At 73.6% G+C, this 25,192-nt stretch carries 23 protein-coding genes; 17 read left to right on the top strand and 6 right to left on the bottom strand.

All coding sequences use genetic code 11. The features are described 5' to 3' along the window. Nucleotides 1–32: 32 nt before the first annotated feature. From ACWEPX_RS19110 to eccE, 3 genes are all read right to left on the bottom strand, one after another. On the bottom strand, nucleotides 33–1,598 hold the full coding sequence (locus ACWEPX_RS19110) for a S8 family peptidase (RefSeq protein ID WP_451898530.1): 1,566 nt from the start codon (nucleotides 1,596–1,598) through the stop codon (nucleotides 33–35). 234 nt (nucleotides 1,599–1,832) lie between these two features. Next, the gene (locus ACWEPX_RS19105) at nucleotides 1,833–2,555 is read right to left on the bottom strand and encodes a hypothetical protein (protein WP_451898529.1); all 723 of its coding nucleotides are present in this window, start codon (nucleotides 2,553–2,555) and stop codon (nucleotides 1,833–1,835) included. Next, nucleotides 2,552–3,736 (bottom strand): type VII secretion protein EccE, encoded by a 1,185-nt coding sequence (eccE, locus tag ACWEPX_RS19100; protein ID WP_451898595.1) that lies wholly within the window; start codon nucleotides 3,734–3,736, stop codon nucleotides 2,552–2,554. Before eccE ends, ACWEPX_RS19105 begins: the two co-directional genes overlap by 4 nt. A gap of 445 nt (nucleotides 3,737–4,181) precedes the next feature. Here eccE and eccB point away from each other — a divergent pair, with 445 nt between their 5' ends. From eccB to ACWEPX_RS19085, 3 genes are all read left to right on the top strand, one after another. Then, nucleotides 4,182–5,798, top strand: a complete 1,617-nt coding sequence (gene eccB, locus ACWEPX_RS19095; protein WP_451898528.1) for a type VII secretion protein EccB — start codon at nucleotides 4,182–4,184, stop codon at nucleotides 5,796–5,798. Between the two features lie 64 nt (nucleotides 5,799–5,862). Next, nucleotides 5,863–6,177 carry a hypothetical protein gene (locus tag ACWEPX_RS19090; protein WP_451898527.1) on the top strand — a complete coding sequence of 105 codons (315 nt, stop codon included), beginning with the start codon at nucleotides 5,863–5,865 and terminating at the stop codon, nucleotides 6,175–6,177. Next, complete coding sequence (locus ACWEPX_RS19085; RefSeq protein ID WP_451898526.1) at nucleotides 6,170–7,219, top strand: WXG100 family type VII secretion target; 1,050 nt, start codon at nucleotides 6,170–6,172, stop codon at nucleotides 7,217–7,219. The genes ACWEPX_RS19090 and ACWEPX_RS19085 overlap by 8 nt, the downstream gene beginning before the upstream one ends. A gap of 237 nt (nucleotides 7,220–7,456) precedes the next feature. On the opposite strand, the gene mycP is transcribed toward ACWEPX_RS19085, so the two are convergent. Both mycP and eccD read right to left on the bottom strand, forming a co-directional pair. Continuing rightward, the gene (gene mycP, locus ACWEPX_RS19080) at nucleotides 7,457–8,878 is read right to left on the bottom strand and encodes a type VII secretion-associated serine protease mycosin (protein ID WP_451898525.1); all 1,422 of its coding nucleotides are present in this window, start codon (nucleotides 8,876–8,878) and stop codon (nucleotides 7,457–7,459) included. Further along, nucleotides 8,878–10,275 carry a type VII secretion integral membrane protein EccD gene (eccD, locus tag ACWEPX_RS19075; RefSeq protein ID WP_451898524.1) on the bottom strand — a complete coding sequence of 466 codons (1,398 nt, stop codon included), beginning with the start codon at nucleotides 10,273–10,275 and terminating at the stop codon, nucleotides 8,878–8,880. The genes mycP and eccD overlap by 1 nt, the downstream gene beginning before the upstream one ends. A 132-nt stretch (nucleotides 10,276–10,407) precedes the next feature. Between eccD and ACWEPX_RS19070 the strand changes: the two genes are divergently transcribed. The 14 genes from ACWEPX_RS19070 (at nucleotide 10,408) to ACWEPX_RS19005 (ending at nucleotide 24,403) form a co-directional block, all read left to right on the top strand. Beyond that, nucleotides 10,408–11,115, top strand: coding sequence for a hypothetical protein (locus tag ACWEPX_RS19070; protein ID WP_451898523.1), 708 nt, complete (start codon nucleotides 10,408–10,410; stop codon nucleotides 11,113–11,115). Between the two features lie 41 nt (nucleotides 11,116–11,156). Next, the gene (gene eccCa / locus ACWEPX_RS19065) at nucleotides 11,157–15,149 is read left to right on the top strand and encodes a type VII secretion protein EccCa (protein WP_451898522.1); all 3,993 of its coding nucleotides are present in this window, start codon (nucleotides 11,157–11,159) and stop codon (nucleotides 15,147–15,149) included. A 25-nt stretch (nucleotides 15,150–15,174) separates the two neighbouring features. After that, a complete protein-coding gene (locus tag ACWEPX_RS19060) occupies nucleotides 15,175–15,390 on the top strand; it encodes a hypothetical protein (protein WP_451898521.1) in 216 nt (71 codons plus the stop codon). Nucleotides 15,391–15,565: 175 nt separating this feature from the next. After that, entirely contained in the window at nucleotides 15,566–15,880 is a 315-nt protein-coding gene (locus ACWEPX_RS19055; RefSeq protein WP_451898520.1) for a WXG100 family type VII secretion target, read from the top strand. A 56-nt stretch (nucleotides 15,881–15,936) separates the two neighbouring features. Next, nucleotides 15,937–16,224, top strand: coding sequence for a WXG100 family type VII secretion target (locus ACWEPX_RS19050; protein ID WP_451898519.1), 288 nt, complete (start codon nucleotides 15,937–15,939; stop codon nucleotides 16,222–16,224). Nucleotides 16,225–16,488: 264 nt separating this feature from the next. Next, nucleotides 16,489–16,932 carry a 50S ribosomal protein L13 gene (gene rplM / locus ACWEPX_RS19045; RefSeq protein WP_189209532.1) on the top strand — a complete coding sequence of 148 codons (444 nt, stop codon included), beginning with the start codon at nucleotides 16,489–16,491 and terminating at the stop codon, nucleotides 16,930–16,932. Continuing rightward, complete coding sequence (gene rpsI, locus ACWEPX_RS19040) at nucleotides 16,929–17,486, top strand: 30S ribosomal protein S9 (RefSeq protein ID WP_451898518.1); 558 nt, start codon at nucleotides 16,929–16,931, stop codon at nucleotides 17,484–17,486. The genes rplM and rpsI overlap by 4 nt, the downstream gene beginning before the upstream one ends. A gap of 83 nt (nucleotides 17,487–17,569) precedes the next feature. After that, nucleotides 17,570–18,904 (top strand): phosphoglucosamine mutase, encoded by a 1,335-nt coding sequence (glmM, locus tag ACWEPX_RS19035; RefSeq protein ID WP_451898517.1) that lies wholly within the window; start codon nucleotides 17,570–17,572, stop codon nucleotides 18,902–18,904. Nucleotides 18,905–19,057: 153 nt separating this feature from the next. Then, entirely contained in the window at nucleotides 19,058–19,408 is a 351-nt protein-coding gene (locus ACWEPX_RS19030) for a WXG100 family type VII secretion target (RefSeq protein WP_451898516.1), read from the top strand. 27 nt (nucleotides 19,409–19,435) lie between these two features. Then, nucleotides 19,436–21,673: a hypothetical protein gene (locus ACWEPX_RS19025; RefSeq protein ID WP_451898515.1), complete on the top strand. Its 2,238-nt coding sequence runs from the start codon at nucleotides 19,436–19,438 to the stop codon at nucleotides 21,671–21,673. A gap of 14 nt (nucleotides 21,674–21,687) precedes the next feature. Continuing rightward, nucleotides 21,688–22,245 carry a hypothetical protein gene (locus tag ACWEPX_RS19020; RefSeq protein ID WP_451898514.1) on the top strand — a complete coding sequence of 186 codons (558 nt, stop codon included), beginning with the start codon at nucleotides 21,688–21,690 and terminating at the stop codon, nucleotides 22,243–22,245. A 3-nt stretch (nucleotides 22,246–22,248) separates the two neighbouring features. Then, a complete protein-coding gene (locus tag ACWEPX_RS19015; protein ID WP_451898513.1) occupies nucleotides 22,249–22,569 on the top strand; it encodes a hypothetical protein in 321 nt (106 codons plus the stop codon). Between the two features lie 2 nt (nucleotides 22,570–22,571). Next, a complete protein-coding gene (locus ACWEPX_RS19010) occupies nucleotides 22,572–24,149 on the top strand; it encodes a hypothetical protein (protein WP_451898512.1) in 1,578 nt (525 codons plus the stop codon). Then, entirely contained in the window at nucleotides 24,149–24,403 is a 255-nt protein-coding gene (locus ACWEPX_RS19005) for a hypothetical protein (protein ID WP_451898511.1), read from the top strand. Before ACWEPX_RS19010 ends, ACWEPX_RS19005 begins: the two co-directional genes overlap by 1 nt. Here the strand turns inward: ACWEPX_RS19005 and ACWEPX_RS19000 are convergent. After that, complete coding sequence (locus tag ACWEPX_RS19000; RefSeq protein WP_451898510.1) at nucleotides 24,400–25,179, bottom strand: dienelactone hydrolase family protein; 780 nt, start codon at nucleotides 25,177–25,179, stop codon at nucleotides 24,400–24,402. The two genes, ACWEPX_RS19005 and ACWEPX_RS19000, sit on opposite strands and share 4 nt — an antisense overlap. Between the last annotated feature and the right edge of the window lie 13 nt (nucleotides 25,180–25,192).

Raw genomic sequence — 25,192 nt, 5'->3', positions numbered from 1 at the left:
CCGCTCATGCCGTCATGCCGAGCAGGCTCGGATCACAGGTCGAGCGTCCAGCTGTTGATCGTGCCGGTGTCGGAGCGGTACACGTCGCGGACCGACAGGCGCCAGGTGCCGTTCGGGGACTCCCCGGCCAGGTTGACGGTGAAGGTCGCGATGACGTTGTCCGCGCTGTCCGAGCCGCTGGAGTTCTTCAGCCGGTACGACGAGCCGTCCGGGGCGATCAGGTCGACGACCAGGTCACCGCGGTAGGTGTGGCGGATGTCGACGGCCACCTTGGACGTCGAGGACGCCGCGTCGCAGTTGGCGATGGTGATGGAGCTGGTCACGGCCGAGCCCGCGTCCGGGATGGCGACGTCGGTGTCGTTGGTGACCGGGTCGCAGCCCGTCGGCGGCTCCTCGCCGCCGCCCTGGCCGGTGTAGAGCAGGCGGTTCGGCGAGCCGGTGCCCGGGTTGCTGATCTTGCCGGTGGACGCCGCGCCGATGATCGCCGCGTTCACCTGCGCCGGGGTGGCCGACGGGTTGGCCGCCAGGTACAGCGCCGCGGCGCCCGCGACGTGCGGGGAGGCCATCGACGTGCCGCTGATCGAGTTGGTGGCGGTGTTGCCGGTGTACCACGCCGAGGTGATGTTCACGCCGGGCGCGTACAGGTCGGTGCAGGTGCCGTAGTTGGAGAAGCTGGCCCTGGCGTCGTTGCTGTCGCTGGCGTTGACCGTCAGCGCCTCGGCCACCCGCGCGGGCGAGGAGTTGCAGGCGCTGGTGTTGGAGTTGCCCGACGCCAGCGCGTAGGTCACGCCCGCGGAGATCGAGCGGCGCACCGCGTCGTCCAGCGCGGTGGAGGCGCCGCCGCCGAGGCTCATGTTCGCCACGGCGGGCTTGACGTGGTTCTGGGTCACCCAGTCCACGCCCGCGATGACCCCGGCGTTGGTGCCCGAGCCCGAGCAGTTGAGCACCCGGACCGCGTAGAGCTTGACGCCCTTGGCCACGCCGTACGTGCCGCCGCCGACGGTGCCCGCCACGTGGGTGCCGTGGCCGTTGCAGTCGGTGGCGTTGTTGTCGTTGTCGACGGTGTCGCGGCCGTGGACCGCGCGCCCGCCGAAGTCGTTGTGCGTGGTCAGGATGCCGGTGTCGATGATGTAGGCGTTGACGTTGGCCGCCCGCGTCGTGAACGAGTACTTGTTGTCCAGCGGCCGGTCGGTCTGGTCGATGCGGTCCAGGCCCCAGGTCGGGTTGAGCTGGTCCTCGGCGATGGACACCACCTGGTCGGCCTCGACGTAGGCGACGGCGGGGTCGGCCGCCAGCCGCTTGGCCTGGCGCTCGGACATGGTCGCCGAGAAGCCCTTGATGGTGGCGCTGAACCGGTGCTTGATCTTGCCGCCGTGCCGCGCGGCCAGCGCGTCGGCGGTGGCGCCCTGTGCCTGGACGCCGTCCTTCATGACGACGATGTAGCTGCCCTCGATGGCCGTCGCGTTGCCGGCGCCCAGGATCTGGCCCTCGGCGGCAGCAGCTGGTGCGACCAGGCCGACGCCCGCGGCGGCGGTGGCCGCCGCGGCGATGCCCACCCCGGCGAGCCGACGCAGCGACTCGGCGCGAGACTTACCCATCAGTCGATCTCCTTGGTGCAGGGAGCATGCGGCGCCAGACCCTCGTGGTCAGGGCCGCGTGCTGGTTGGGGAGATGTGATGTTGCAGGGTGTCCGCGCGGACTTCCTCACAGTGGTTTATCGCCGTTAACCGCCGCAAGGGGTATTCCGTGTATGAGGGCGTCCACTTATGAACAGATGGGCCTTCCCTGGGAAGCGTTTGCCCCCCGGGGAGCACCTGGCTGGTCCGGATGGCTCAGTCGCCTCGGCGGACCGGCCCCAGGATCTGCTGTTCCTTCTGGGTGGTGACCAGCCGCATGCGCTCCCACATGTTGCGACCGAGGGCCACGACCTGGTCGTCGGCCAGCGAGCTGAGCTCCTGCACCATCGGCGGGGGCAGCCGCCAGATCCGGGCCGCGAGCTGGGCCTGGCCGACCGGCAGGCGCTGCATCAGCACCAGGTCGGCGGTGTTCGCGGTGGCCCCGGCCTGCGGGTGCATGTACGGCAGCACGTAGACGGTGGTCTGCCACGGCGAGCGCGGCGGGAACAGCTCCTGCGGCGTCGGGCCGCCGTCGTGCACGACCAGCAGCGGGCCGTCCTCGGAGGGGCGGGGCAGCTCGACCGGGCTCAGCCGCCGGATCTGCACCAGCGGCGCAGGCCGCCCGTCCGGGCCGGTCCCGGCGGCCTTCTGCAGCACCTGCCAGGCCGCGGGCCGACCGGTGGCCACGACCACCCACGCGCCGACGGCCATCGCCCGCAGCGCCACCTGCCGCGCCAGGTACAGCCCGCCCACCAGCACGATCCGGGTGGGGGCGGGCCGCAGCGCCGAGACCAGCAGCGGCTCGCCGCGCGGGCTGGATCCCAGCACCATGCCGCCGCGGTCGCCCGACGGGCTGACCGCGCTCAGCATCTCCGGCGGCACCAGGAACTCCGGCGCGACGCCCGCGCCGCCCTTGGTGTCCATCAGCCTGCTGCTCATACCTGGCCTCCCAGCGGCAGCGACGCGGCCAGGCCCGCGGCCTGCAGCCCGCGCAGCGGGGTGAGGGTGATCCCGATGCGGTCGGCGATGGCGGTCAGCCGCTCGTCCGCGTGCCCGAGCTCGTCGGGGTTGCGGGCGCTGACGCGCACCAGCCCGCGCAGGCCGACCAGGCCCTCGTCCGCGCCGGGGGAGATCGACATGGTGACCGTGGCCGAGAGCGCGCGCACGCTGGTGAGCGTGTTGAGGCTCTGCGCGGCCTTGCCCTGCGGCCAGCCGGTGATGGCGTAGCTGGCGTGGCCGATGCCCGCCGCGGTCACGCCGGTCCAGCGCTCGCGCAGCGACACCCGCGCCTGCGAGCCCGCGACGCCGGTCAGCTCGGCGGCGGAGATGCCCGCCTTGAGCAGCTCGTCGGGGTCCAGCGGCCGGGTCGGCACGCCGCGCGACTCCAGCGCGTTGCGCACCCGCGAGAGCGCGCCGATCAGCGCGCGGTGGGCGCCGACGACGCCGCCGCCGCGCTCGCGCACCGCGGCCGGGCAGCGCCGCGGGTCCAGCCGCACCGCGACCCAGGTGCTGCGCCGCGCCGCGGCCGACAGTCCACCCAGGACCTCCAAATAGGACGCCAGCGCCGGGGAGTTCGGCGGCAGCGCCGCGCTTCCCGGGTAGCAGTGCCAGATCACCTGGATCGCGTCGAGCACCACGCCGCGGTCCTCCAGGCACGGGGCGAGCGCGGCCAGCGGCAGGCTGGGCGTCGCGCCGACCTTGGTGATCAGCCCGGGGGCCGGGTCGACCAGCAGCACCGCCGTCCAGGTGCCCTCGTGCCAGGCCAGGCCGACCGGCTTGCGCTCGTGGTCGATGCCGTGGGCCACGACGAGGTCGGGCACGGCCAGCCGCAGCAGCGCCACGCGCGGGTCGTCGGGGCCGGTGACCTCGGCCTCGCTGCCCGGGGCCATCTGCTCCATGGTCACCACGCCGGTCGGCTTGGTGACGCGGGTGTGCGAGCGGGCGAGGTAGCGCGCGGTGACCGTGACCCACTGGGTGAACCAGCGGCCGCGCCAGCGCAGGAACGCCACCACCAGCGCGACGACCGCGATGCCGATGGCGACGTAGACCAGCTTGAGGTTGATCGCCAGCAGGATGAGCCCGATCGCCAGGCCGACCTCCAGCACGACCAGGTTGGCCACCGGCAGCGGGCCCAGGCTCGCGCCGCGGGCCCGCCTGCGCGCCGAGACCCGGGTCGGCGGCGGTCCGGCGGGCACCGCGCCCGCAGGCCCCGGCCTGCCCGGACCACCCGGCCCCCCGGGGCCGCCCGGCCCACCGGGACCACCCGGGCCGCCGGGTCCGCCCGGCCCACCGGGTCCGCCAGGACCACCCGGGCCGCCGGGCCTGCCGGGACCACCTGGTCCCCCCGGGCCACCCGGTCTGCCCGGCCCCCCGGGTCCGCCCGGCCCGGGGTGCGGCGGCTGCCCCGGCGGTGGTGTCCTGCCCTGGCGCGGCGGAGTGGTCACGGACATCCGATCGATCATTCCCCTAGTGTCGGTGCCGGTTCTGGCCGAACCGGCATACGGCGCACGTCCGTACGACTATCCTGCGGAACCGTACCGCGACGGGGAGAGCTGCAGGCCGAGAATGCCATCAACACCGACGACGAAGTCCCAGGTTCAGGCATACCGCTTCGTGCTGCGCAGGATGCAGTCGGCGCTGGTCCGCAAGGACGCGGTGATGCTGCACGATCCGATGCGCACCCACACCAGAGCCACCGTCGTCGGCATCTGCCTCGGCGCGATCGGCCTGATCGGGTTCCTCATCTTCGGGCTGCTGAGCCCGTCGCCGAAGCCGCCGGACAAGGACGGCATCGTCATCGCCCAGCCGTCGGGCTCGGTGTACGTGCTGCTGAACGGCACGCCCAAGGGCAAGGTGCTGATCCCCACGTTCAACCTCGCCTCGGCGCGGCTGCTGCTGCTGGCCCGCAGCAGCCCGGAGGCCCAGGGGGTGGGCACCCAGGTCGAGGGCAGCGAGCCGATCGGCGCGGTGGCCCAGCCGACCTTCGTCGACGACAAGAAGCTCGAAGGCATCCCGCGCGAGCGGATGACCGGCCTGCCCGACGCCCCGCAGCTGCTGCCGGAGAAGGCCGAGCAGCGGGTGACCGACCACTGGGCGGTCTGCGACGAGTACCAGCTCGACCGCAGCCTCAACGACCCGGCCAGCCAGGACAAGATCGAGACCACGGTGCTCGGCGGGGTGGCCGACCTCGGCCCCGAGCTCGGCGAGCAGGCCGCCCTGCTGGTCGAGGCCCCCACCAAGAAGGTGTACCTCGTCTACCGCACGCCCGGGTCGGCCAACCGCCCGAACACCAGCACGGTGCGCGCCGAGGTCGACATGTCCAACGACCGCGTGGTCGACGCGCTGAACCTCGACCGCAACAACGCCCGCAAGATCACCGTCGGCCTGCTCAACGCGATCCCCGAGGCCGCGGCGCTGCGCTCGCCGGAGATCCCCGGCCGCGGCGCGCCGAGCAACGTCGACATCGACGGCCTCAAGGTCGGCGACGTGATGGAGGTCGAGCGCGCGGGCCAGCTGGTGTACTACGTGCTCCTGCGCGACGGCGTGCAGCAGATCAAGAAGACCACCGCCGACCTCATCCGGTTCACCCAGTCCGACCAGGTCGACATCCCGCGCGTGGCCCCCGAGCAGGTCACCAGCCGGGTCGTGCGCGACGTGGTGGAGGAGAAGGACTTCCCCGAGGTCGTGCCCGAGGTGCTGACCCCGACCAACTTCCCGGTGGTGTGCCTGGGCTGGGGCATCGTCGGCGAGGGCGCCAACGCCCAGGGCCAGACCAAGGTGCACATCGGCCAGGACGTGCCGCTGCCGATGAAGACCAGCGCTGGCGGGTCGCCGGTCGTCGACATCACCTCGCCCAACGCCGACGGCGGCAAGATCGACCACTTCTTCCTGCAGCCGGGCAAGGCCGCCGTGGTGCGCGGCTCGGTGTCCCCGGCCGACTTCACCACCGGCCCGATCTACCTGATCTCCGACCGCGGCGTGAAGTACGGCATCCCCGACGCCCGCACGGCCGGTGCGCTCGGCCTGGCCAACCAGACCCCCGCGCCGGACGCGATCGTGCGGCTGCTGCCCAACGGCGCGTCCCTCAACGCCCGCGACGTCCTGCAGACCTACGACTCGGTCCCGGTCGGCGACGGCGTGTTCACCGAGCAGCCGCAGCCCGCGGGCCAGCCCGCCCCCTAGGGGAACCGGACAGTTCGGCCTACCGTCGGAACCGGTACCCCGTCCGGCGAAGGAGGACCAGCGGATGGCCGTGATCAAGGTCGACCCCGACTGGGTCGGCGGCTACGCGAAGAAGGTCGCGGCCGCCGCCGCCGAGCTGTCCGAGGGCGCAGCCGTGCTCAGCACCGCCCCGCTGGGGCCGGAGGCGTTCGGCGAGCTGGGCCGCACGGTGCGCATCGCGGACGCCTACCAGCGAGCGTCCGCCGCGCTGCGCGGGCAGCTCGACCGCGGCGTGGAGTCGCTGTCGGCGGCGGCGGAGAGCCTGGGCAAGGTGGCCGAGCAGTACCAGACGTCCGACGACGACGGCGCGGTCTCGCTGCGCCGCAGCGGGGGTGAGTGAGGTGGTCGTCGTCGGCGCGGTGGCCAAGGGCGGTCCCGACGGGGCCGACGTCGAGGCGGGCATCGGCCCGTACCTGGACTTCCTGTCCCGGCTGTGCGCGGAGCTGGGCGTGCCCGACCCGGTGGAGGACTACTTCGCCCCGGTCGTGGGCCGCTGGAGCGACCTGCACGCCGAAGCCGAGCGCTACCGCGCGGTGGGCGCGGTGGCCGAGCAGGTGTCGAGCGACCTGACCGGACCCCTGGGCGGCCTGGACGCCGCGTGGCAGGGCGCCGACGCGGATTCGTTCATCGACTACATGAACAAGGTCGGCCTGGCGGGCAACGACATGGCCGACGCGATGACGACGATGGCCGACGTGCTGGACGAGACCGCCGACGGCCTGCGGGAGATCGTGGTCACGCTGGCGGACATGCTGGTCGACACGGCCGAGACCGCGGGCGGCGGGCGCGGCCTCGGCGACGACCGCACCCGCTTCTACCTCGACCAGATGCGCAGGCCCGGCCAGGAGCTGTTCGAGTCGGTGCGCCAGGTGCTCGACGCGCTGGTCCAGCTGTGCGAGGGCATCGACGGCTCGGCCGCGTTCAAGGACGTGGCGATGGCGCACACCTTCCCGGAGACCGACTGGACCATGACGGCCCCGCAGGTCAAGCCGGTGGAGACCGAGACGCCCTCGGTGCCGTCGGCGGGCGGCGCCGGTGGTGGCGGGGGCTTCGGCGGCGGTGGGTTCGGCGGTGGCGGCGCGGGCGGCGTCGGCAGCGCCACGAGCCCGCCCGCCCCGGGCGACTGGGTGGCCGCGGGCGAGGCGGCCCAGGGCAAGCAGGCCCCAGCCGCGGGCGCTGCCGCGGCGGCCGCAGGCGGTGGGGCGGCCGCGGGCCGCGGCATGGGCATGGGCGGCATGGGCATGATGCCGATGGGCGGCGGGATGATGGGCCAGCAGGGCGGCGGCACCGAGCACAAGCCGCGCAACCGGGTCCAGGGCAAGCCAGAGGACATCTTCGGCAAGCCCGCCAAGGCTTCCCCCTCCGTCATCGGCGACGACTGACCCCCCGACGGCCGAGCAGCCCCCGCCGAACACCGGGCGGGGGCTGCTCGTGTTCAGTGACCCGCGGCGACGGTCTGGTTGACCGCCTAGGCGAGGGTCGCCAGTGTGCCCGCCCTGCGCTTAGCCGTTCTGCCGTCCTGGCCGGGGATCTCGCCCTCGCAACTCGCGCTGGATTGGCGGATGCTCAGGACATCGGCGGGCGGTTGGCCGCGATGATCCCGGCGGCGAGCGCGCGGTTCAGGCCTGGCCCCTCACCTCGGCGGGTGATCCCGGCCGGTTGCGGCGGATGGTGTGGACGACGAACAGGGTGACCAGCAGCAGGAGCAGCCCGCCGCCCGCGCCGATCAGGGCGACGTGCATGGGCGTCCAGTCCTTGCGGATCTCCGGTGGCATCTGCATCTGGACGTCGACCGCCTCGGCGGGCGCGATGCCCTGCTCGGCCGGGATCATCGCCGTCAGCGCGCCGATCGGGTTGATCATGCCGTAGCCGACGAGGTTGTCGTGGCCGCCGGGGGCCGCGGGGTGCGAGGCGGTCAGCTTGATGCGCTCCATCACCTCGCGGGCGTCCAGGTGGTCGAAGCGCTCGCGGATCAGCGCGGCCAGGCCTGCGACGTAGGGCGCGGCGAAGCTGGTGCCCTGGATGGTGCTCTTCTCGCCGCTGTTCTTGATGTGCAGGTTGGCCAGGCCGTCGCCGGAGGGGTCCAGCGAGATGATGTCGGTGCCGGGGGCGGACACGCCGACCCACGGGCCCTGCACGGTGAACGGCGCGGGGTCGCCGTCGCGGTTCACCGCGGCCACCGACAGCACGTCGTCGCGGAACCACGGCGGGGTGACGATGTGGCTGGGGTTGTTGGGGTCGAAGCCGTTCTGCGAGTCCGGGCACAGGTCGTCGTCGGTGTTGCCCGCGGAGGTGACCAGCACGGCGTCCTTCTGGTCCACCGCGTACCGCACGGCCGCCTGCAGGGCCAGCTCGCCGCTGTCGATGACGTACGAGGAGGCCAGCCTGCACCGGTTCACCGACATGTTGATCACGTCGGCGCCTGCGTCGGCGGCCAGCACGACCGCCTTGGCCAGGGTTTCCAGGTTGCCCGCCCGGACCTCCTCGCGCCTGCCGTTCTTCTCGATCTCGGCGGTGTAGTTGGCGCTGGACTGGCGGATGCTCAGGATCGTCGCGTCCGGGGCGATGCCCTTGAAGCCGATGTCGGAGTCCGCGGGCGGCTTCGCGGCGATGATCCCCGCGACCATCGTGCCGTGGCCGTCGCAGTCCTCCAGGCCGCGGTGCTCCTTCTTGACGAAGTCGCCGATGCCCTGCAGGTCCTTCAGGTACGGGTGCGGCGACACCCCGGTGTCGATCACCGCGACCTTGATGCCCTTGCCGGTTGCGAACTTGTGCAGGGTGTCGAACTGCAGCTTCGACTGGCCCCACGGCTTGTTCTTGATGTCGATGTTGTCCTTGTGCCCGCGGATGCACTGGGTCTTCAGCCCGTAGGTCAGGTTCGGGTCGGTCCCGCGCGGCACCGGCGTGCCCGGGGGCAGCGGCGGCGGGAAGGCCCCTGCGGTGCTCGGCGGCGGCTGCTGCTGGGCGAGCGCGGGCTGGACGGGCACGGCCACGGCCAGCCCGGCGGCGAGGATGGCGGCGGGGACGCGGAGGCGGCGCATCAGAGCTTGAAGTTCACTTGCCGCAGGACCGAGTACAGCTCCATCACCGCGAGCGCCAGCGGCAGGACCACGGCGATGCAGATGGCCTCGAACACCTCGACGCTGCGCCGCAGCGGCGGGGAGAAGCGCTGGCGCGGGAAGATCACGCCGAGCACCAGGGCGGCGGCGGCGACGAGCACCAGCGCGCCGAAGACCCACAGCAGCCGCTCGAACGGCGGCATCGACAGCAGCCAGCCGACCAGGATGCCCGCCGCAGCCAGCATGCCGGTCGCCAGCAGGGCGATGGCCTGGCTGCCGTTGGCGTAGGTCCGCCCGCGCAGCAGCAGCACCAGCGTGGCCACCACGCCCAGGATGATCCCCCACGGCCCGGGCGCGGACGCCGCCACGATCGCGCCGATCGCGGTGACCGCGCCGCAGCCGATGATCATGCCCGTCATGTACTCGTGGGCCAGGCCCGCGCGCCGCTCGATCGAGCGGTAGTCCGGGAAGCCGGTGTCCTCCTTGAGGTCCTCGGCGCTGCCCGGCACGTTCGGCAGCGGCAGCCGGGCCAGCTGGATGGTCAGCCGCGGCAGCAGCGACAGCGCGGCCAGCGCGACCGCGACCGCGCCTGCGGCGATGCCCGGGGCCGGGTGGGCGATCAGCGTGGCCACGCCGAAGGCGAGCACGCCGAGCCCGGCCGCCGTGCCCGCGGCCACGAACGTGGTCACGCCCGCGCCGATCAGCATGATCGAGGCCGACGCGACGATCAGCACCAGCGCCGAGGCCAGCAGCAGCGACGCCCGCCCGGTCGCGCCCGGCACGATCGCCAGGCCGCTGACGAAGGCCATCGGCAGCGCGCCCGCCGCGGCGATCAGCACGCCGGTGGTGCGCTCCTGGTAGCCGCGGGCGATCACCGCGCCGAGCGCGACGAACACCACGGCGGCCACGCCCGCGGTGATGGCGGGGCCGAGGTGCCCGCCGCCGAACATCGGCCCGCCCATCCACACCGCGACCGCGCCGGTGATCAGGGCGAGCGCGCCCGCGATGTGCCCGATGCGGCGGGCGGTGTCCTTGGTCCACGGCCGGTAGCTGTCCGGGGCGGACTCGGCGATCGCGTCGACCACGTCGTCGTACAGCGGCGGCGGCGGGTTCTCGGCGCGCTTGCGCAGCTGGAGCATGTCGCCGTCGACGATGCCCAGCGAGCCGAGCGTGCGGCTGGGGTCGAGCGGGGCGTCGCCGAGCTTGGCCAGGCACCAGCCGCCGTGCCGCGCGCCGCCGTCCGGGGTGGCCTCCTTGGCCATCTCCAGCAGCATCGACATCAGGTCGGCCACCGGAACGTCCGCCGGCAGCGCCACGTCGATGCGCGTTCTCGGGGCGAGCACCGTCACCCGGCTGAACACGGTCGTCCCCGTTGCCACCTAGCTGCCCCCTAACCCTGGCCGATCACGCCCCGGCTGCCCCGAGACGGCCCTTAGTATGGCCGCACCGCCCCGCGCGGGTGAGCCGGTTGGCGCAGAAACCGGACGCGGGGGACCAACGGGGAGATGACGATGGCCGTTCCGCCTGCCCGCCGCGGCGTCGCGGGCGCGCTGCTGCCACCGGCGACCGCCCTGGCCGCCGTCGGCATGGCCGTGCTGATGGCCACCGCGACCGGCCACCCGGCCGCCGTCCTGCCCGCCGCCGCGGTCGCCGCCGCGGCGCTCGCCGTCGGCTACACCCCCGCGGGCGCGACCTTCCCCGGGCGCGTGGCCTTGGGCGTGGTGCTGGTCGCCGCGGCGGTGGCGATCATGGGCGTGATGTTCCTCGTGGACGGCCGCGACCCGGCGGGGCTGGCCTACGGCGCGGCCTTCCTGGTCGCGTCGGTGGCGCTGCTGTTCTCCGGGCGCGTCGACACCTCGCCGCGCCCGGTGACCGCGTACGCGCCCGCGGTGGCGGCGGTGGCGGGCGCGCTGCTGCTGGCGATCCAGTACCTCGGCGCGTCCGGCGCGGTGGCCGCGTTATGGCACGGTGGCCTCGCCCTGCTGCTCGCGGTCCTGCTCGCGGTCGCGTCCGCCGCAGGCGGGCCTGCCCGGTTCGCCCTGGGCGCACTGGGCGTGGCGCTGTCGGCCGCGCTGCTGTACTTCCTGGCGATCACCGGCCCCGGCGCCGCGGCGGTCGCGGTGGCCGCGGTGGTCACCGTCGCCGCCGTGGCCGGGATCGGCCCGCTGGACAAGAGCCGTTCGGCCGAATCGTCGGACGGCGGTCCCCGGGTTCGGTAGGTTCCCGGTCAAGTCCTGCCCACGAGAGAGGTGTCCTCCCGGTGAGCACGCTGCAGTTCAAGCGATCGCCGCGCATGGCCGCGCCCCGCCAGCCCGGCGGCGAGGTGCACCTGGAGCCGCCGCCGGAGGTGCCCCGGGTCATCCCGGGCAACATCGTCATGAAGCTGCTGCCAGCGGTCATGATCGTGGCCTCCATCGGGATGATGGTCTTCATGTTCATGGTCGGCGGCCGCAACCCGATGTCGCTGATGTTCGGCGGCATGTTCCTGATGTCGACGGTGGGCATGATGGCCGGCGGCATGGGCGGGCGCGGCGGCGGCCAGAAGAAGGCCGAGATGAACGAGGACCGCAAGGACTACCTGCGCTACCTCGGCCAGATGCGCGACCGGGCCCGCGAGGCCGCGCTCGACCAGCGCGCCGCCCTGGAGTGGACCCACCCCGACCCGCAGGCGCTGTGGTCGATCGCCACCAGCCGCCGGATGTGGGAGCGCCGCCAGGCCGACGCCGACTTCTGCCACCTGCGCGCCGGGCGCGGCTCGCAGCGGCTGGCCACCCGCCTGGTCCCGCCGCAGACCGGCCCGGTCGACGAGCTGGAGCCGATCGCCACGCTGGCCCTGCGCCGGTTCGTCCGGGCCCACTCGATCGTGCCGGACCTGCCGATCCAGGTCGCCATCCGCGGGTTCGCCGCGGTCGGCATCTCCGGCGAGCGGGACCGCACCCGCGCCCTGGCCCGGGCGCTGCTGGCCCAGCTGGTCACCTTCCACAGCCCCGACGACGTGCTGATCGCCGTGGTCACCTCGGGCAAGGCCAAGCAGGAGTGGGAGTGGGCCAAGTGGCTGCCCCACGTCCAGCACCCGACGATGGTCGACGGCATCGGCCAGCTGCGGATGATGGCCGGGTCGCTGGCCCAGATCGAGCACTGGCTCGACGACGAGCTGCGCGACCGGCAGCGGTTCACCCGCAACGCCCCGCCGCAGCCGGACCAGCCGCACATCGTGATCGTCATCGACGACGGCGAGGTGACCCGCGAGGAGAACATCATCCTGGAGGAGGGCCAGGTCGGCGTCACGCTGATCGACCTGTCCGACTCCCTGGGCGCGCTGACCGCCCGCCGCGGCCTGCGCCTGGTGATCGAGGGCGACAAGCTCGGCGCGCGCAGCGCCAGCGGGGTGGAGTGGTTCGCCGCGCCGGACTCGCTGACCGTGGCCGAGGCCGAGGCGCTGGCCCGCAAGCTCTCCCCGTACCGGCTGGGCCAGGGCCAGGCCGACTCCGGCGAGGAGGACGCGCTCGCGGCCAACCCGACGCTGCTGGAGCTGCTGGGCATCCCCGGCGACCCGATGACCTTCGACGTGCAGCAGGCGTGGCGGCCGCGGCCGGTCCGCGACCGCTACCGGGTGCCCTTCGGCATCGGCGAGTACGGCCAGGCCGTCGAGCTGGACATCAAGGAAGCGGCGATGGAGGGCATGGGCCCGCACGGCCTGTGCATCGGCGCGACCGGTTCCGGCAAGTCCGAGTTCCTGCGCACGCTCGTGCTGGGCATGCTGGCCACGCACTCGTCCACCACGCTGAACTTCGTCCTGGTCGACTTCAAGGGTGGTGCGACGTTCCTCGGCTTGGACGGCGCGCCGCACGTCTCCGCGGTCATCACCAACCTGGCAGGCGAGATCACGCTGGTCGACCGCATGAAGGACGCGCTGGCGGGGGAGATGAACCGCCGCCAGGAGGCGCTGAAGAACGGCGGCAACTTCAAGAACGTCTGGGAGTACGAGAAGGCCAGGGAGAACGGCGCCGACCTCGACCCGCTGCCCGCGCTGTTCATCGTCGTCGACGAGTTCTCCGAGCTGCTGTCGGCCAAGCCGGACTTCATCGACCTGTTCGTCATGATCGGCCGCCTCGGCCGGTCGCTGCAGATGCACATGCTGCTGGCCTCGCAGCGCCTGGAGGAGGGCAAGCTGCGCGGCCTGGACTCGCACCTGTCCTACCGCATCGGCCTGAAGACCTTCTCCGCGGCCGAGTCCCGCGCCGCCATCGGCGTGCCGGACGCCTTCGAGCTGCCGTCGATCCCGGGTTCGGGCTACCTGAAGTACGACACCAGCACGATGGTGCGCTTCAAGGCCGCCTACGTCTCCGGCCCCTACCGCCCCGCGGGCATGCAGGCCGCTGGCCCGGTGGCCGCGGTGTCCGGCGACCGGCGCGCGAAGCTGTTCGTGCCGGACTACGTCGAGATCCCCAAGGAGCCGGAGAAGCCGGTCGTCCCGGTCAAGGAGGAGCCCAAGCCCGAGGGCGGCCACGAGCCCAGCGAGCTCGACGTGATCGTCGGCCGCCTGGTCGGCCAGGGCCCGCCCGCCCACGAGGTGTGGCTGCCGCCGCTGAACGAGCCCAACTCCCTGGACACGCTGTTCCCGCCGCTCCAGCCCACCGAGGACCGGGGGCTGTCCCCGGTCGGCTTCTACGGCAACGGCAGGCTCCAGATCCCGCTGGGCATCATCGACAAGCCCTACGAGCAGCGCCGCGACCTGCTGTGGGCGGACTTCTCCGGCGCCGCTGGCCACGCCGCGGTCGCGGGCGGCCCGCAGACCGGCAAGTCGATGCTGCTGCGCACGATGATCATGTCGATGGCGCTGACCCACACCCCGCAGGAGGTGCAGTTCTACTGCGTCGACCTCGGCGGTGGCACGCTGGCGTCGCTGGAGGGCCTGCCGCACGTCGGCGGGGTCGCCGGGCGCCTGGACCCGGACAAGGTCCGCCGGATGGTGGCCGAGGTCACCGGCCTGGTCGCCGAGCGCGAGGCCCGCTTCCGCGACCTGGGCATCGACTCGATGACCGACTACCGCAACCGCAAGCGCCGCGGCGAGCTGGCCGACGACCCCTTCGGCGATGTCTTCCTGGTCGTCGACGGCTGGCTGAACTTCCGCCAGGAGTTCGAGAACCTGGAGATGCAGGTCGTCAACCTGGCCGCGCAGGGCCTGTCCTACGGCATCCACGTCGTGGTGGCCGCCAACCGCTGGGCCGAGATCCGGCCCGCGCTCAAGGACCTGCTCGGCACCCGCTTCGAGCTGCGCCTCGGCGACCCGTCGGAGTCCGATGTGGACCGGCGGGTGGCGGTGAACGTGCCTGCCGGGCGGCCCGGCCGCGGCCTGTCCCGGGACAAGCTGCACTTCCTCGTCGGCCTGCCCAGGGTGGACGGTTCGAGCAACGCCGAGGACGTGGCGGTGGGCGTGCAGGACGCCGTCGCCAAGATCGCCGGGTCCTGGCGCGGCCGGACCGCGCCGAAGGTGCGCCTGCTGCCGGAGCTGCTGCCCTACGAGGACCTGCTGGCGATGGACAACCGCCGCGACACGCACATGGTCCCCATCGGCGTGGACGAGGAGGACCTCGCGCCGGTCTACCTCGACTTCGACAACGAGCCGCACTTCATGGCCTTCGCCGACGGCGAGTCGGGCAAGACCAACCTGCTGCGCACGATCGTGCGCGGCATCATGGACCGCTACACGCCCAAGGAAGCGGTCATCATCCTGGTCGACTACCGCCGCACGATGCTCGGCTTCATCAACACCGACCACCTGCTGTCCTACGCGGTGTCGTCCAACCAGCTCGGCGACATCGTCAAGGACGTGCGCGGCTCGATGCTCAAGCGCCTGCCCGGCCCGGACGTGACGCAGGAGCAGCTGAAGAACCGGTCCTGGTGGAAGGGCCCGGAGCTGTTCATCGTCGTCGACGACTACGACCTGGTCGCCCCGCAGGGCAACAACCCGCTGCAGCCGCTGGCGGAGTTCCTGCCCCAGGCCAAGGACGTGGGTCTGCACATCGTCACCGCGCGGCGCACCGGCGGCGCGTCCCGGGCGATGTTCGACCCGATCCTGGGCAAGCTGCGCGAGATCGCCAGCCCCGGCCTGGTCATGTCCGGGTCGAAGGACGAGGGCGCGCTGCTGGGCACGGTCAAGCCGTCGGCGCTGCCGCCGGGCCGCGGCACGCTGGTCAGCCGCAAGGCGGGCCAGGCGCTGATGCACGTGGCCTGGATCCAGCCGGACTGAGCCGGGCGGGAAGTAGGGTCGCCCCATGAACCCCGACTTCGCCGAAGCCGTCGCCCGGTTCCGCGCGGAACTCGCCTCGGCCGTCACCCGCTCGCGGCGGGCGGCGGCCGAGGCGCGGTCGCATTCGGCCGCGCTGCGCCGCGAGGTCGAGCAGGCCGACGCCGAGCCGCAGCGGCAGCCGCCACCGTCCGATCCGGACGACGAGGACTTCTCCGACGAGCCCATCCTGTTCCGCCCCTGACGGTGCATTTGCACACGCTTTGCGGCGCTGACCTGCGGGTTCCCCGATCCGGCGTTTACGGGAGCAACTACCTGGGGCCAACCGCAACCGGGGTGGAACCGAACCTGGCAGGGTCTCCGTCGTAAGGGGCGTACGGACGAAGAACGCCAAACAGATCTAATAGGGGGTCATTCCCATGGCCGGTGGATACGGTGTTTCCCAGGACGAGATGGCCAAGGCCGCTGTTGACGTCGACAACGTCAACCAGCAGAGCCAGGACGCTCTCAAGAGCCTGTACAACGCGCTGACCCCGCTGCAGGACAACTGGCGCGGCCAGGCGTCGGTCGCCTTCCAGACGCTGCTGCAGCGCTACCAGGACGACTCGAACAAGCTGCACCAGGCCCTGGCCGACATCTCCGACCAGCTCAAGCAGTCGAACGAGGCCTACGCCCGCCAGGAGGAGGAGTCCTCCCAGGCGCTCAGCAACATCACCAACGTCCTCGGCGGCTGAGTCCGCTCCCGCCATAGCGATACCCACAACCGGCTTATATCCACAGGGAGAGAACAATGGGCGAGATCAAGGTCAACTTCGAAGAGGTGGCCGCCGCCTCGCAGTCGCTCAACAGCACCGCGGGCCAGCTCGAGGGCCTGCTGCAGGACCTCAAGTCCCGCCTGGCCCCGATCGGCGCCAGCTACACCGGTGCGGCGTCCGAGGCCTGGCAGCAGAAGCAGGCCGAGTGGGACCGCGCCTACGACGACCTGAAGCAGGTCCTGTCCTCCATCGGCGCGGCCGTCGGCCAGGCTGGCGAGAACTACCAGGCCACCGAGCAGGCGAACGCCTCGCGCTGGGGCTAGACCGCCCTTCGCGCCGAGCCCCGCGGGTCCGCGCCCGCGGGGCTCGCGGCGTGTCCGGGATCACTCGGCGGCGGGTGGGGGACCCCCGTTTTGACCCCCGCCGATGCCACCCGGTATCTTCTTTCTTTGTTGTGCGGCGCGGGGCGTGAGGCTCGACCGGCTGGAGCTATGGTCGGGTGGCGTTGCGCGCTCCTGGCCGGTTCGCCGGCCAGGGGTGATGCCCGCACAGGTACCCATGACGCAAGTTGACAATGAGGTAGACCCGTGCCCACGTACACCCCGAAGCCCGGCGAGATCGACCGCGCTTGGCACGTTGTCGACGCCGAGGACGTGGTGCTTGGCAGGCTCGCCACGCACGTCGCGAACCTGCTGCGCGGCAAGCACAAGCCCACCTACGCCCCGCACGTCGACACCGGCGACTTCGTCGTCATCGTCAACGCCGAGAAGGTGGCCCTGACCGGCAACAAGCGCGACACCGCGTTCGTCTACCGGCACAGCGGCTACCCCGGCGGTCTGCGCAAGCGCTCCTTCGGCGAGATGCTCGACACCCGGCCGGAGCGGCTGCTGGAGAAGGTCGTCAAGGGCATGCTGCCCAAGAACAAGCTGGGTCGCGCCCAGGCCAAGAAGCTGAAGGTCTACGCGGGCCCGAACCACCCGCACGAGGCGCAGCAGCCCAAGCCGTTCGAGATTGCGAAGGTCGCCAAGTGAGTGAAGACGCCGTGACCCCCGAGGTCGAGGAGACCCCGGAGACCCCGGAGACCGCGGAGGAGGCCGTTGAGGCCCCGGTCGCCGACGCCGAGCCGCAGGCCGACTCGTTCGAGGCCATCGAGGCCGCCGACGACGAGCCCGCCGCGCCCGCGCTGCCCCGGCTGACCGCCGAGAGCGCCCAGACCGTCGGCCGCCGCAAGGAGGCCGTGGTGCGGGTGCGCATCACCCCCGGCTCGGGCAAGTTCCTGCTCAACGGCCGCTCCCTGGAGGAGTACTTCCCGAACAAGGTGCACCAGCAGCTCATCCGCGAGCCCCTGGTGACCGTCGAGAAGAACGAGTCCTTCGACATCCGCGCCAACCTGCGCGGCGGCGGCATCACCGGGCAGGCGGGCGCGCTGCGCCTGGCCATCGCCCGGGCGCTGATCGAGCTGGACAGCGAGGACCGGCCGCCGCTGAAGAAGGCGGGCTTCCTCACCCGTGACGCGCGGGTCAAGGAGCGCAAGAAGTACGGCCTCAAGAAGGCCCGCAAGGCGCCGCAGTACAGCAAGCGCTGACGCGACATCACGCTACCGTTCGGGAGCAGCACGCACCGTGCTGCTCCCGTTCTGGTTTCGCACTAGTGGAGGTTTCCCGGTCCATGGCCCGCCTGTTCGGCACCGACGGGGTGCGCGGTCTCGCCAACGCCGACCTGTCCCCGGAGCTGGCCCTGTCGGTCGCCGCGTCGGCGGCCCGCGTGCTGGCCGCGCACGACCGCACGCACCGGCCGGTCGCCGTGGTCGGGCGCGACCCGCGGGCCAGCGGCGAGATGCTGCAGGCCGCGGTGTGCGCCGGGCTGGCCGCGGCGGGGGCCGACGTCATGCAGGTGGGCGTGCTGCCCACGCCGGGGGTGGCCCACCTGGTCGGCGACCTCGGCGCCGACCTGGGCGTGATGATCTCCGCCTCGCACAACCCGATGCCGGACAACGGCATCAAGCTCTTCGCCGCGGGCGGGCACAAGCTGCCCGACGCCATCGAGGACGAGATCGAGGCGGGCATCGGGACCACCGACGGCCGCCCGACCGGCGCGGGCGTCGGCCGGGTCTACGACATCCCCGACGCCGAGGACCGCTACGTCGAGCACCTGCTCAAGGCGGTGCCCAACCGGCTCGACGGGCTGCGCGTCGTGGTCGACTGCGCCAACGGCGCGGCCTGGTCGGTCGCCCCGCGCGCCTACCGGGAGGCCGGGGCCGAGGTCATCGCCCTGCACGCGCTGCCGGACGGGGCCAACATCAACGACGGCTGCGGCTCGACCCACCTCGACGACCTGCGCGCGGCCGTGGTGGCCGAGGGCGCGGACCTGGGCATCGCCCACGACGGCGACGCCGACCGCTGCCTGGCCGTGGACGCCGCGGGCGAGGTGGTCGACGGCGACCAGATCATGGCGGTGCTGGCGCTGGCCATGAAGGACGCGGGCGAGCTGGTGGACGACACCCTCGTGATCACCGTGATGAGCAACCTCGGCCTGCACCTGGCCATGCGGGAGGCGGGCGTCGCGCTGCGCACCACCGCGGTCGGCGACCGGTACGTGCTGGAGGAGCTGCGCGCCTCCGGGCTGGCGCTGGGCGGCGAGCAGTCCGGGCACGTGATCATCCCCGGGTTCGCCACCACTGGCGACGGCCTGCTGACCGCGATGCGGCTGATGGCCCGCGTGGCCGCCACCGGGCGGCCGCTGGCCGAGCTGGCGGGCGTGATGACCAAGCTGCCCCAGGTGCTGATCAACGTCAAGGTGGCCGACAAGGCCGTCGTCGCCGCCTCCGAGCAGGTCAGCGCGGCCGTGGCCGCGGTGGAGGCCGAGCTGGGCGACACCGGGCGGGTGCTGCTGCGGCCCTCGGGCACCGAGCAGCTCGTCCGGGTCATGGTCGAGGCCGCGACCCAGGAGCTGGCCCAGGCCGCCGCCGACCGGCTCGCCGCCGCGGTGGCCGCCGCGGGCTGAGCGGGCTTCGCGTCCGCAACCGCCTGGGAACCCGCCGCTCCCCGTCGCCATCCCATCCCCGGCAAGCAGGTGTGATCACCCGTTTGGACCGTCCCGGTCGGAACAGGCGAGTACGCTGCGCAGCACGGGCCGGGAGACCGGAAGGGGAGTTTCGTGAGCGGCTTTGAGTACGACGCCGACGCGGTGCGGGGGTTCGCCGCGGTGTTCGCCGAGGCGCAGTCGCAGGTGTCGATGATCCAGTCGGACCTGGCCACCAGCACGGCGAAGGCGGCCGACTTCGGCAAGCCGTGGGCCGGGCTGCAGGGCGCGGAGTTCGAGTCCTACTGGCAGGCGCTGGCCAACGACCTGAAGAACCTGGCCACCCACCTCGGGGAGATCAGCGCGAGCCTCAACCAGGGCACCGACCTCGTCGTGGAGTCCGACACCTCCGGGTACGGCAACCTCAAGTCCATCGAAGATCGCATGGGCGGCGACCCGGCCGGCGGCCCCGCCGTCGCCGTGTAGCGGGCGCCGGGCGCGTAGGGGGAAGCAGTGGAATTCGAGAAGCCGGACGCCTACCAGGCGTTGGTGAACAAGTCCGCGGCGGTGGGCACCCGCGGCGAGGCGTGGGACGTGATCGGCGAGCCGATGAACTACGGCGTCGACCAGCTCCTGCCCGCCTACGACACCGCCATCGAGCTCAACCTCAACCCGAAGCCGCCGGAGAAGCGGCAGGAGGTCAACGAGCTGCGCTGGGGGAAGATCAAGAAGGACGCGGTGCGGCTGGAGGGCCTGGCCGCGGCGATGGAGAACATCGCCCAGGTCGTCAAGAGCGGCCGGGACAAGCTTGCCCACGACTGGAAGGGCGAGTCGTTCGAGGCGTTCAAGACCGCCGTCGAGCGGGTGGAGAAGACCCTCACCGACTACGCGGGGGCGTGCAAGACGACCGCGGGCGGGCTCACCGCCGCGATGGAGAGCGCCGAGCAGCTCTACCAGAGCTACTCCGACAACTGCGTCAGCATCTTCGACTTCAGCTGCTTCACCAAGCCCGAGGACTGGAAGAAGGTCCAGCAGAGCGACCTCGACCAGTTCGCCGAGACCTGCGGCGACTGGCACGAGTGGACGTTCAACTGCGACAAGGACGACGACGACGCCGCCGCGATGATCGGCAAGTTCGCCACCAAGGGCTGGTTGGAGTGGTTCGACTCCAACGAGTGCGACGAGAGCGGCGACAAGGTCCGCGGCATGGCCTCGGATGTGGCGACCAAGTCCGAGGAGGAGCGCCAGTCGATCCGGGAGAAGATCCACGGCTTCTACACCGCGACCGACGACCTCAAGGAGCAGGTCACCGAGCTGCACGACGCGGCGCTGGAGAACATGCGGATCATGGCGGAGCTGAAGGTCTTCGCCCTGATGAAGGTCCCCGGCGCGCCCTCGGGCAACGGCAATGACAACGGCGGCAACGACAACGGTGGCGGCGGCAACGACAACGGGGGTGGCGGCGGCACCGGCGGCGGTTCGGGCAGCGGCGGCGGCTCCGGCTCCGGCGGTGGTTCCGGCTCCGGTGGCGGCGGCGAGCAGGCCCAGATGCCGACCCCGCCGACCCCGCCGCCGCTGCCCGAGCCCGACCAGGGCTCGCTGGAGAAGGACGGCAAGCCCGACCCCAACAACCCGCTCGACCCCGACAACCTCGACCCGAACGACCCGAGCAACCCCGGCCCGGACGGCTCCGCTGGCAACAACGGCGCGCCCGAGACGGTGAAGATCGAGGAGGACGGGCGCACGATCGAGGTCACCAGCCCGGACAGCCAGGGCCAGGTCAAGGTGACCGTCGACGACGGCACGGGCAAGCCCAAGACCTACACCGTGGACTTCGGCGCGGGCGGCACGCCGCTGCCCGGCGGCGTCACCACGATGCCCGCGCCCGCCCAGGGCTCCGGCCCGGAGGGCCCCGGGGCGGGCGGCGGCGGGCTGCCGGGCGCGGACGGCGAGCTGGTCCAGCCCGGCGCCGACGGCAAGGCCGTGATCTCCGACCCGCCGATGACGATCACCGCGGAGCGCCCGGGCGGCGGCGACACGGTGGTGGTCACCGTCGACGACGGCAGCGGCGGCGAGCCCACGACCTACACCCTCGACTACTCCGACCCCGACCAGTCGCCGACCCCGCAGCCGGACGGCCTCGTCGAGGTCAAGCCGATGCCCGCGCCCGCGTTCACCGAGCCGCAGGCCGCCGTGTGGTCCGAGCCCGGCTCGACGCCCGGCGCCGCGCCGGTCGGGTCGCCCATCAGCGCCCCCGGCGAGCCGGTCGCGGCGTTCGCGGGCGGCTCCGGCGAGGCGGGCCAGTCCTTCGGCGGCGGCTCGGGCGGCGCCTACGGCGAGCCCGCGGGCGTCGTGGCGGGCGCGGGGGCCGAGCCGGTCGCGGTGGCCGACTACCAGGGCACGACGCCCTCCGGCGACGGCGGCGCGTGGGGCGCGGCGGGCAGCGCGTTCGCCGACCCGCTGCCGCAGGCCGCGGAGAACGCGATGGCCCAGGCCGCGACGGCCACCAGCGAGGCCGCGCTGAGCGCGGTCAGCGGCACCCCCGGCGGGGCGGCCGACGGCCAGCCGGGCGGCTCGGCAGGCATGGGCGCGATGGGCGGCGGCATGGGCGGCATGGGCGGTGCGGGAGCCGGTGGCGGCCAGGGCGGCGACTCGGAGCGGTCGAGCGGTCAGTGGCGCACCAGCGGCAACCTCTTCGACGACGACTTCGCCGAGTCCCGCATCGGCGGCTTCCTCGGCGACTTCCGCTGACGACGGGGGCGGTCATGAGCACGTACCTGATGGACCAGATGGACCCGGCGGCCACCCAGCGCCGCATCGACCAGGCGACCGAGGCCGGTCGCCGGGCGATGGACCGGGCGCTGGAGCGCTCGCAGGAGCTGGACAAGTCCGCGGCCGAGGCGAACAAGCAGCGCGAGCAGCTGGTGCGCGAGGCCAAGGAGGAGCACGAGCGCAAGGAGGCCGCGCGCATCGCCGCGCGGGAGGCGGCCAAAGCGGAGAAGAAGCCGCAGAACCCCTGGGGCGACCGCCCGCAGCGGCAGACGGTGCTCTCCTTCGGCGAGGAGGAGCCCGCCCCCGCGCCGCGGCCGGGCCCGCCGCCCCTGCCGCCGCGCCCGGTTCCGCCCGCGGCCCAGCCGCAGGCCGCGCCGCCCCAGCGCTACCTGAGCTTCGGCGGCGAAGCCGATGACGCGCAGGCCCAGCCTGCGCCCCCGCCCGTCCGCGCGCCCGAGCCGCCGCGTCGTCCCGCGCCCCAGCGCAGGCCCGTCGAGAGCCACGACGACGATGACGACGACTGGTCGGGCCGGAGCTGGATGCGGCGGTAGCCGATGACCGCCGGGGAGGTGCGGGTCGACCCCGAGGCCGTCGAGCGCGCGGTCCGGGGGCTGGCCGAGATCAAGTCCGCGGTGGACGACGTGGCCGCGTTCGCCGCGCGGGAGGCGCTCGCCGCGCAGCAGTTCGGGCCGCTGGCCGCCCGGTTCGGGGCGGGGGAGGCGGTCGTCGGCGCGGTGGCGGCGCTGCGCGAGTCCTTCGCGCGGTCGGTGCCGGTGCTGGCCGAGCTGGCCGACGGCCTGGCCGAGCAGGCCAAGCGGGTGGTCGAGGTCGACGCGGAGGCCGCAGCGGCGATCCGCAGGGCCGGAGGGGGGTGAGCGTGTCCGCAGACGCGATCTTGTCCGCCCTGGTCGAGCCCGCGGGGGCCGACACCGGCGACACCAGCACCGTGCTGCTCGACACCGAGATCGCCCGGCGCTGCCAGGCGCTGTCCACCCGGGAGGCGGGCGGGCTGTACGCGCGGTGGCGCACCCACCCGGCGGCCCGGCAGGGCTGGTCCGAGCCCGCCTGGGGCACCCCCGACGACGAGCGGCTGCTGGCCGAGCTGCGCGCGATCGAGTTCTGGGCGCTGGACGCCTGCGCCGCCCGGCTCGCCGCGCTGGTCGAGGCCGCCGACGCCCTGCGCGACGCGGTCGACGCCGTGGGCGGCGGCCTGCACGACGCCTGGGCCGACGCCGTGGCCACCGCGGCCGCAGGCCGCTTCGGCCGCTACGCCGCGGGCGTGCGCGGCTGGCAGGACGGGCTGACCCAGCTGGCCGTGGGCATCGACGGTGGCCGCGACGTGGTCTCCGGCGTGCTGCGCGGCTGGGCCGACGACGCCCGCGACCTCGACATCCGGGTGGACGACCCGGCGCTGCGGCAGGCCCAGATCGACCGCGTGGACGACGCGCTGGGCCGGGGCGCGCTGTGGGGCCGGACGTTCCGCCCCGACGAGCTGCGCGCCGAGGGCGCCTGCGACCTCAACCTGCGCGGCGTCCCCGCCTGGCCCAGCCACGACGTGCTGGCCTGGCTGGACGAGTTCTGCGGGCGCTACGACGCCGTCGTCGGCCGCTTCCGCGCCGGGCTGCGCGCCGTGCACGACGCGGTGGGCCAGACCTGGCAGGCGGTGGCCGAGCTGGCCAAGGCCGTCGACCCCGACCCGTTCGCCGCCGCGCTGGCGGGCGCCGCGCCCGCCGACCCGGTGACCGGCGGCGACCGCGTGGTCATCCGCGACGGCGGCCGCGCGATGACCCTGGTCGGCCCGGACGAGCGGGGCCGCTACGGGCTGACCGTCGACGGCCGCGCCCACGTGCTGGAGCTGGCGGGCGGCAGCGCCGTGGTGCAGGACGGCAGCACGACGATCACCGCCGAGCAGATCGGCCCCGGGCGGGTCCGGCTGACGGTGGACGACGGCTCCGGGCCGCCGCAGCAGTACACGATCGAGTCGAGCGACGCCCCGCAGGCCAAGCCCGCCGAGGCCGCGGACGGCGGCCAGTCCGGCGCGTCGGCCACCGGCGGCGGACCGGGCAGCGGCGGCGGGCCGGGTGGCGGCGGGCCTGCCGGGGGCGACCCGGGTGGGGCCAGCGGTTCGGGCGGTTCCAGCGGGGCAGGCGCCGGGACCGGGGCGACCGCGCCGGGCGAGGGCGCGATGTCCGGAGCCCAGGAGCTGGAGGGCGAGCGCAAGCCCGCCCCCGCCGCGGCCGCCGCAGGCGGCGGCGCCGCAGCGGGTGGCGCGGCGGGCGGCGGTGGCATGCCGATGGGCGGCGGCGGCATGGGCGCCGGGGCGGGCGCGGGCGGCCAGGGCGGCGACAACGAGCGCAAGTCCAGCCAGTGGCGCGTCCAGGGCAGCCTCTTCGACGAGACCGACCCCGCGGTGAACTTCGACGGCGTCATCGGCGCCGTGGCCCCGAAGGGGTGATGGCAGTGCTGGACGAGAGCGACCCCGCCGTCCGGGCCGCCCGGGCGCGCTTCGCGGCGATCAGCGCCGACTTCGGCGACCGGCTCGACGCGGCCAAGAAGGTGTGCCGGGAGAAGCTGGCCGAGGCGCAGCGGCCCCTGCCGCCCCCGCCGCCACCACCCCCGCCGCCGCCGGTCCGGCGGCGCAGGCCGCAGCCCGACGACCCGTCCGACACCGGGTTCTTCGAGGTCAGCTGGATGACCAAGGGCCACTAGGCCGCCGTGGTCAGCGTCCCCTTGACCGGCTCGTCCAGCAGGGCGGCGTAGTCGGCGACCCCGGCGAGGTGGTGCAGGAAGAACGCCGTCAGCAGGCCGCGGGCCAGCTTGCGCGCCCCCGAGTCGCCCTTGCCGTGCACGAGCAGCTCGCTCCAGTGGCGGCCCTCGGTGAAGGCCAGGTGGCTGGCCTTGGGCAGCACGCACAGCCGCGACGGACCCGCCCAGGTCCGCGCGATCAGCTCGGCGTGGGCCACCGGCGGGGCGACGACGTCGCGCGCCCCGGCCAGGTGCAGGCCGGGCATCGCGCACGCGCGGGCGGCCTCGGAGGCGAACGGGCGGGTCTGCGCCGCCGCCAGCGTGGCCACCGCCCGCACCCGGGTGTCCTCGGCCGCGGCCAGCACCGCGCAGCCCGCGCCCGTGGAGTGCCCGGCCAGGCCGAGCCTGCCCGGGTCGACGCTGATCTCGCCGTCCCCGAGCCGCACGCCGACGCAGATGTCCAGCGCCGTGCGCAGGTCGGCGGCGAACAGCCGGTTCGAGCCGAAGGGCCCCGATTGGGTGGCGGGCGCGGCCACCACGACGCCCCAGGACGCCAGGTGCCGCAGCAGCCCGCGGTAGCGCTCGACGGGTTGCAGCCAGCCGTGGCCGAAGGCGACGGCAGGCAGGTTGCGCCCGGTGCTCGGGGTGAACACCGCCCCCGGCAGGCCGACGAGGGCCAGGTCGCCGCGCAGCACTGCGTGCGGGCCCGGGCGGGACAGCTCGTCGAGCAGGCGTGCCATGCGGGAAGCCTAT

The organism is Actinokineospora sp. NPDC004072, assembly GCF_053604195.1.
The sequence above is the reverse complement of the archived record's forward strand: the minus strand, read 5'-3'. Positions and strand labels throughout refer to the sequence as shown.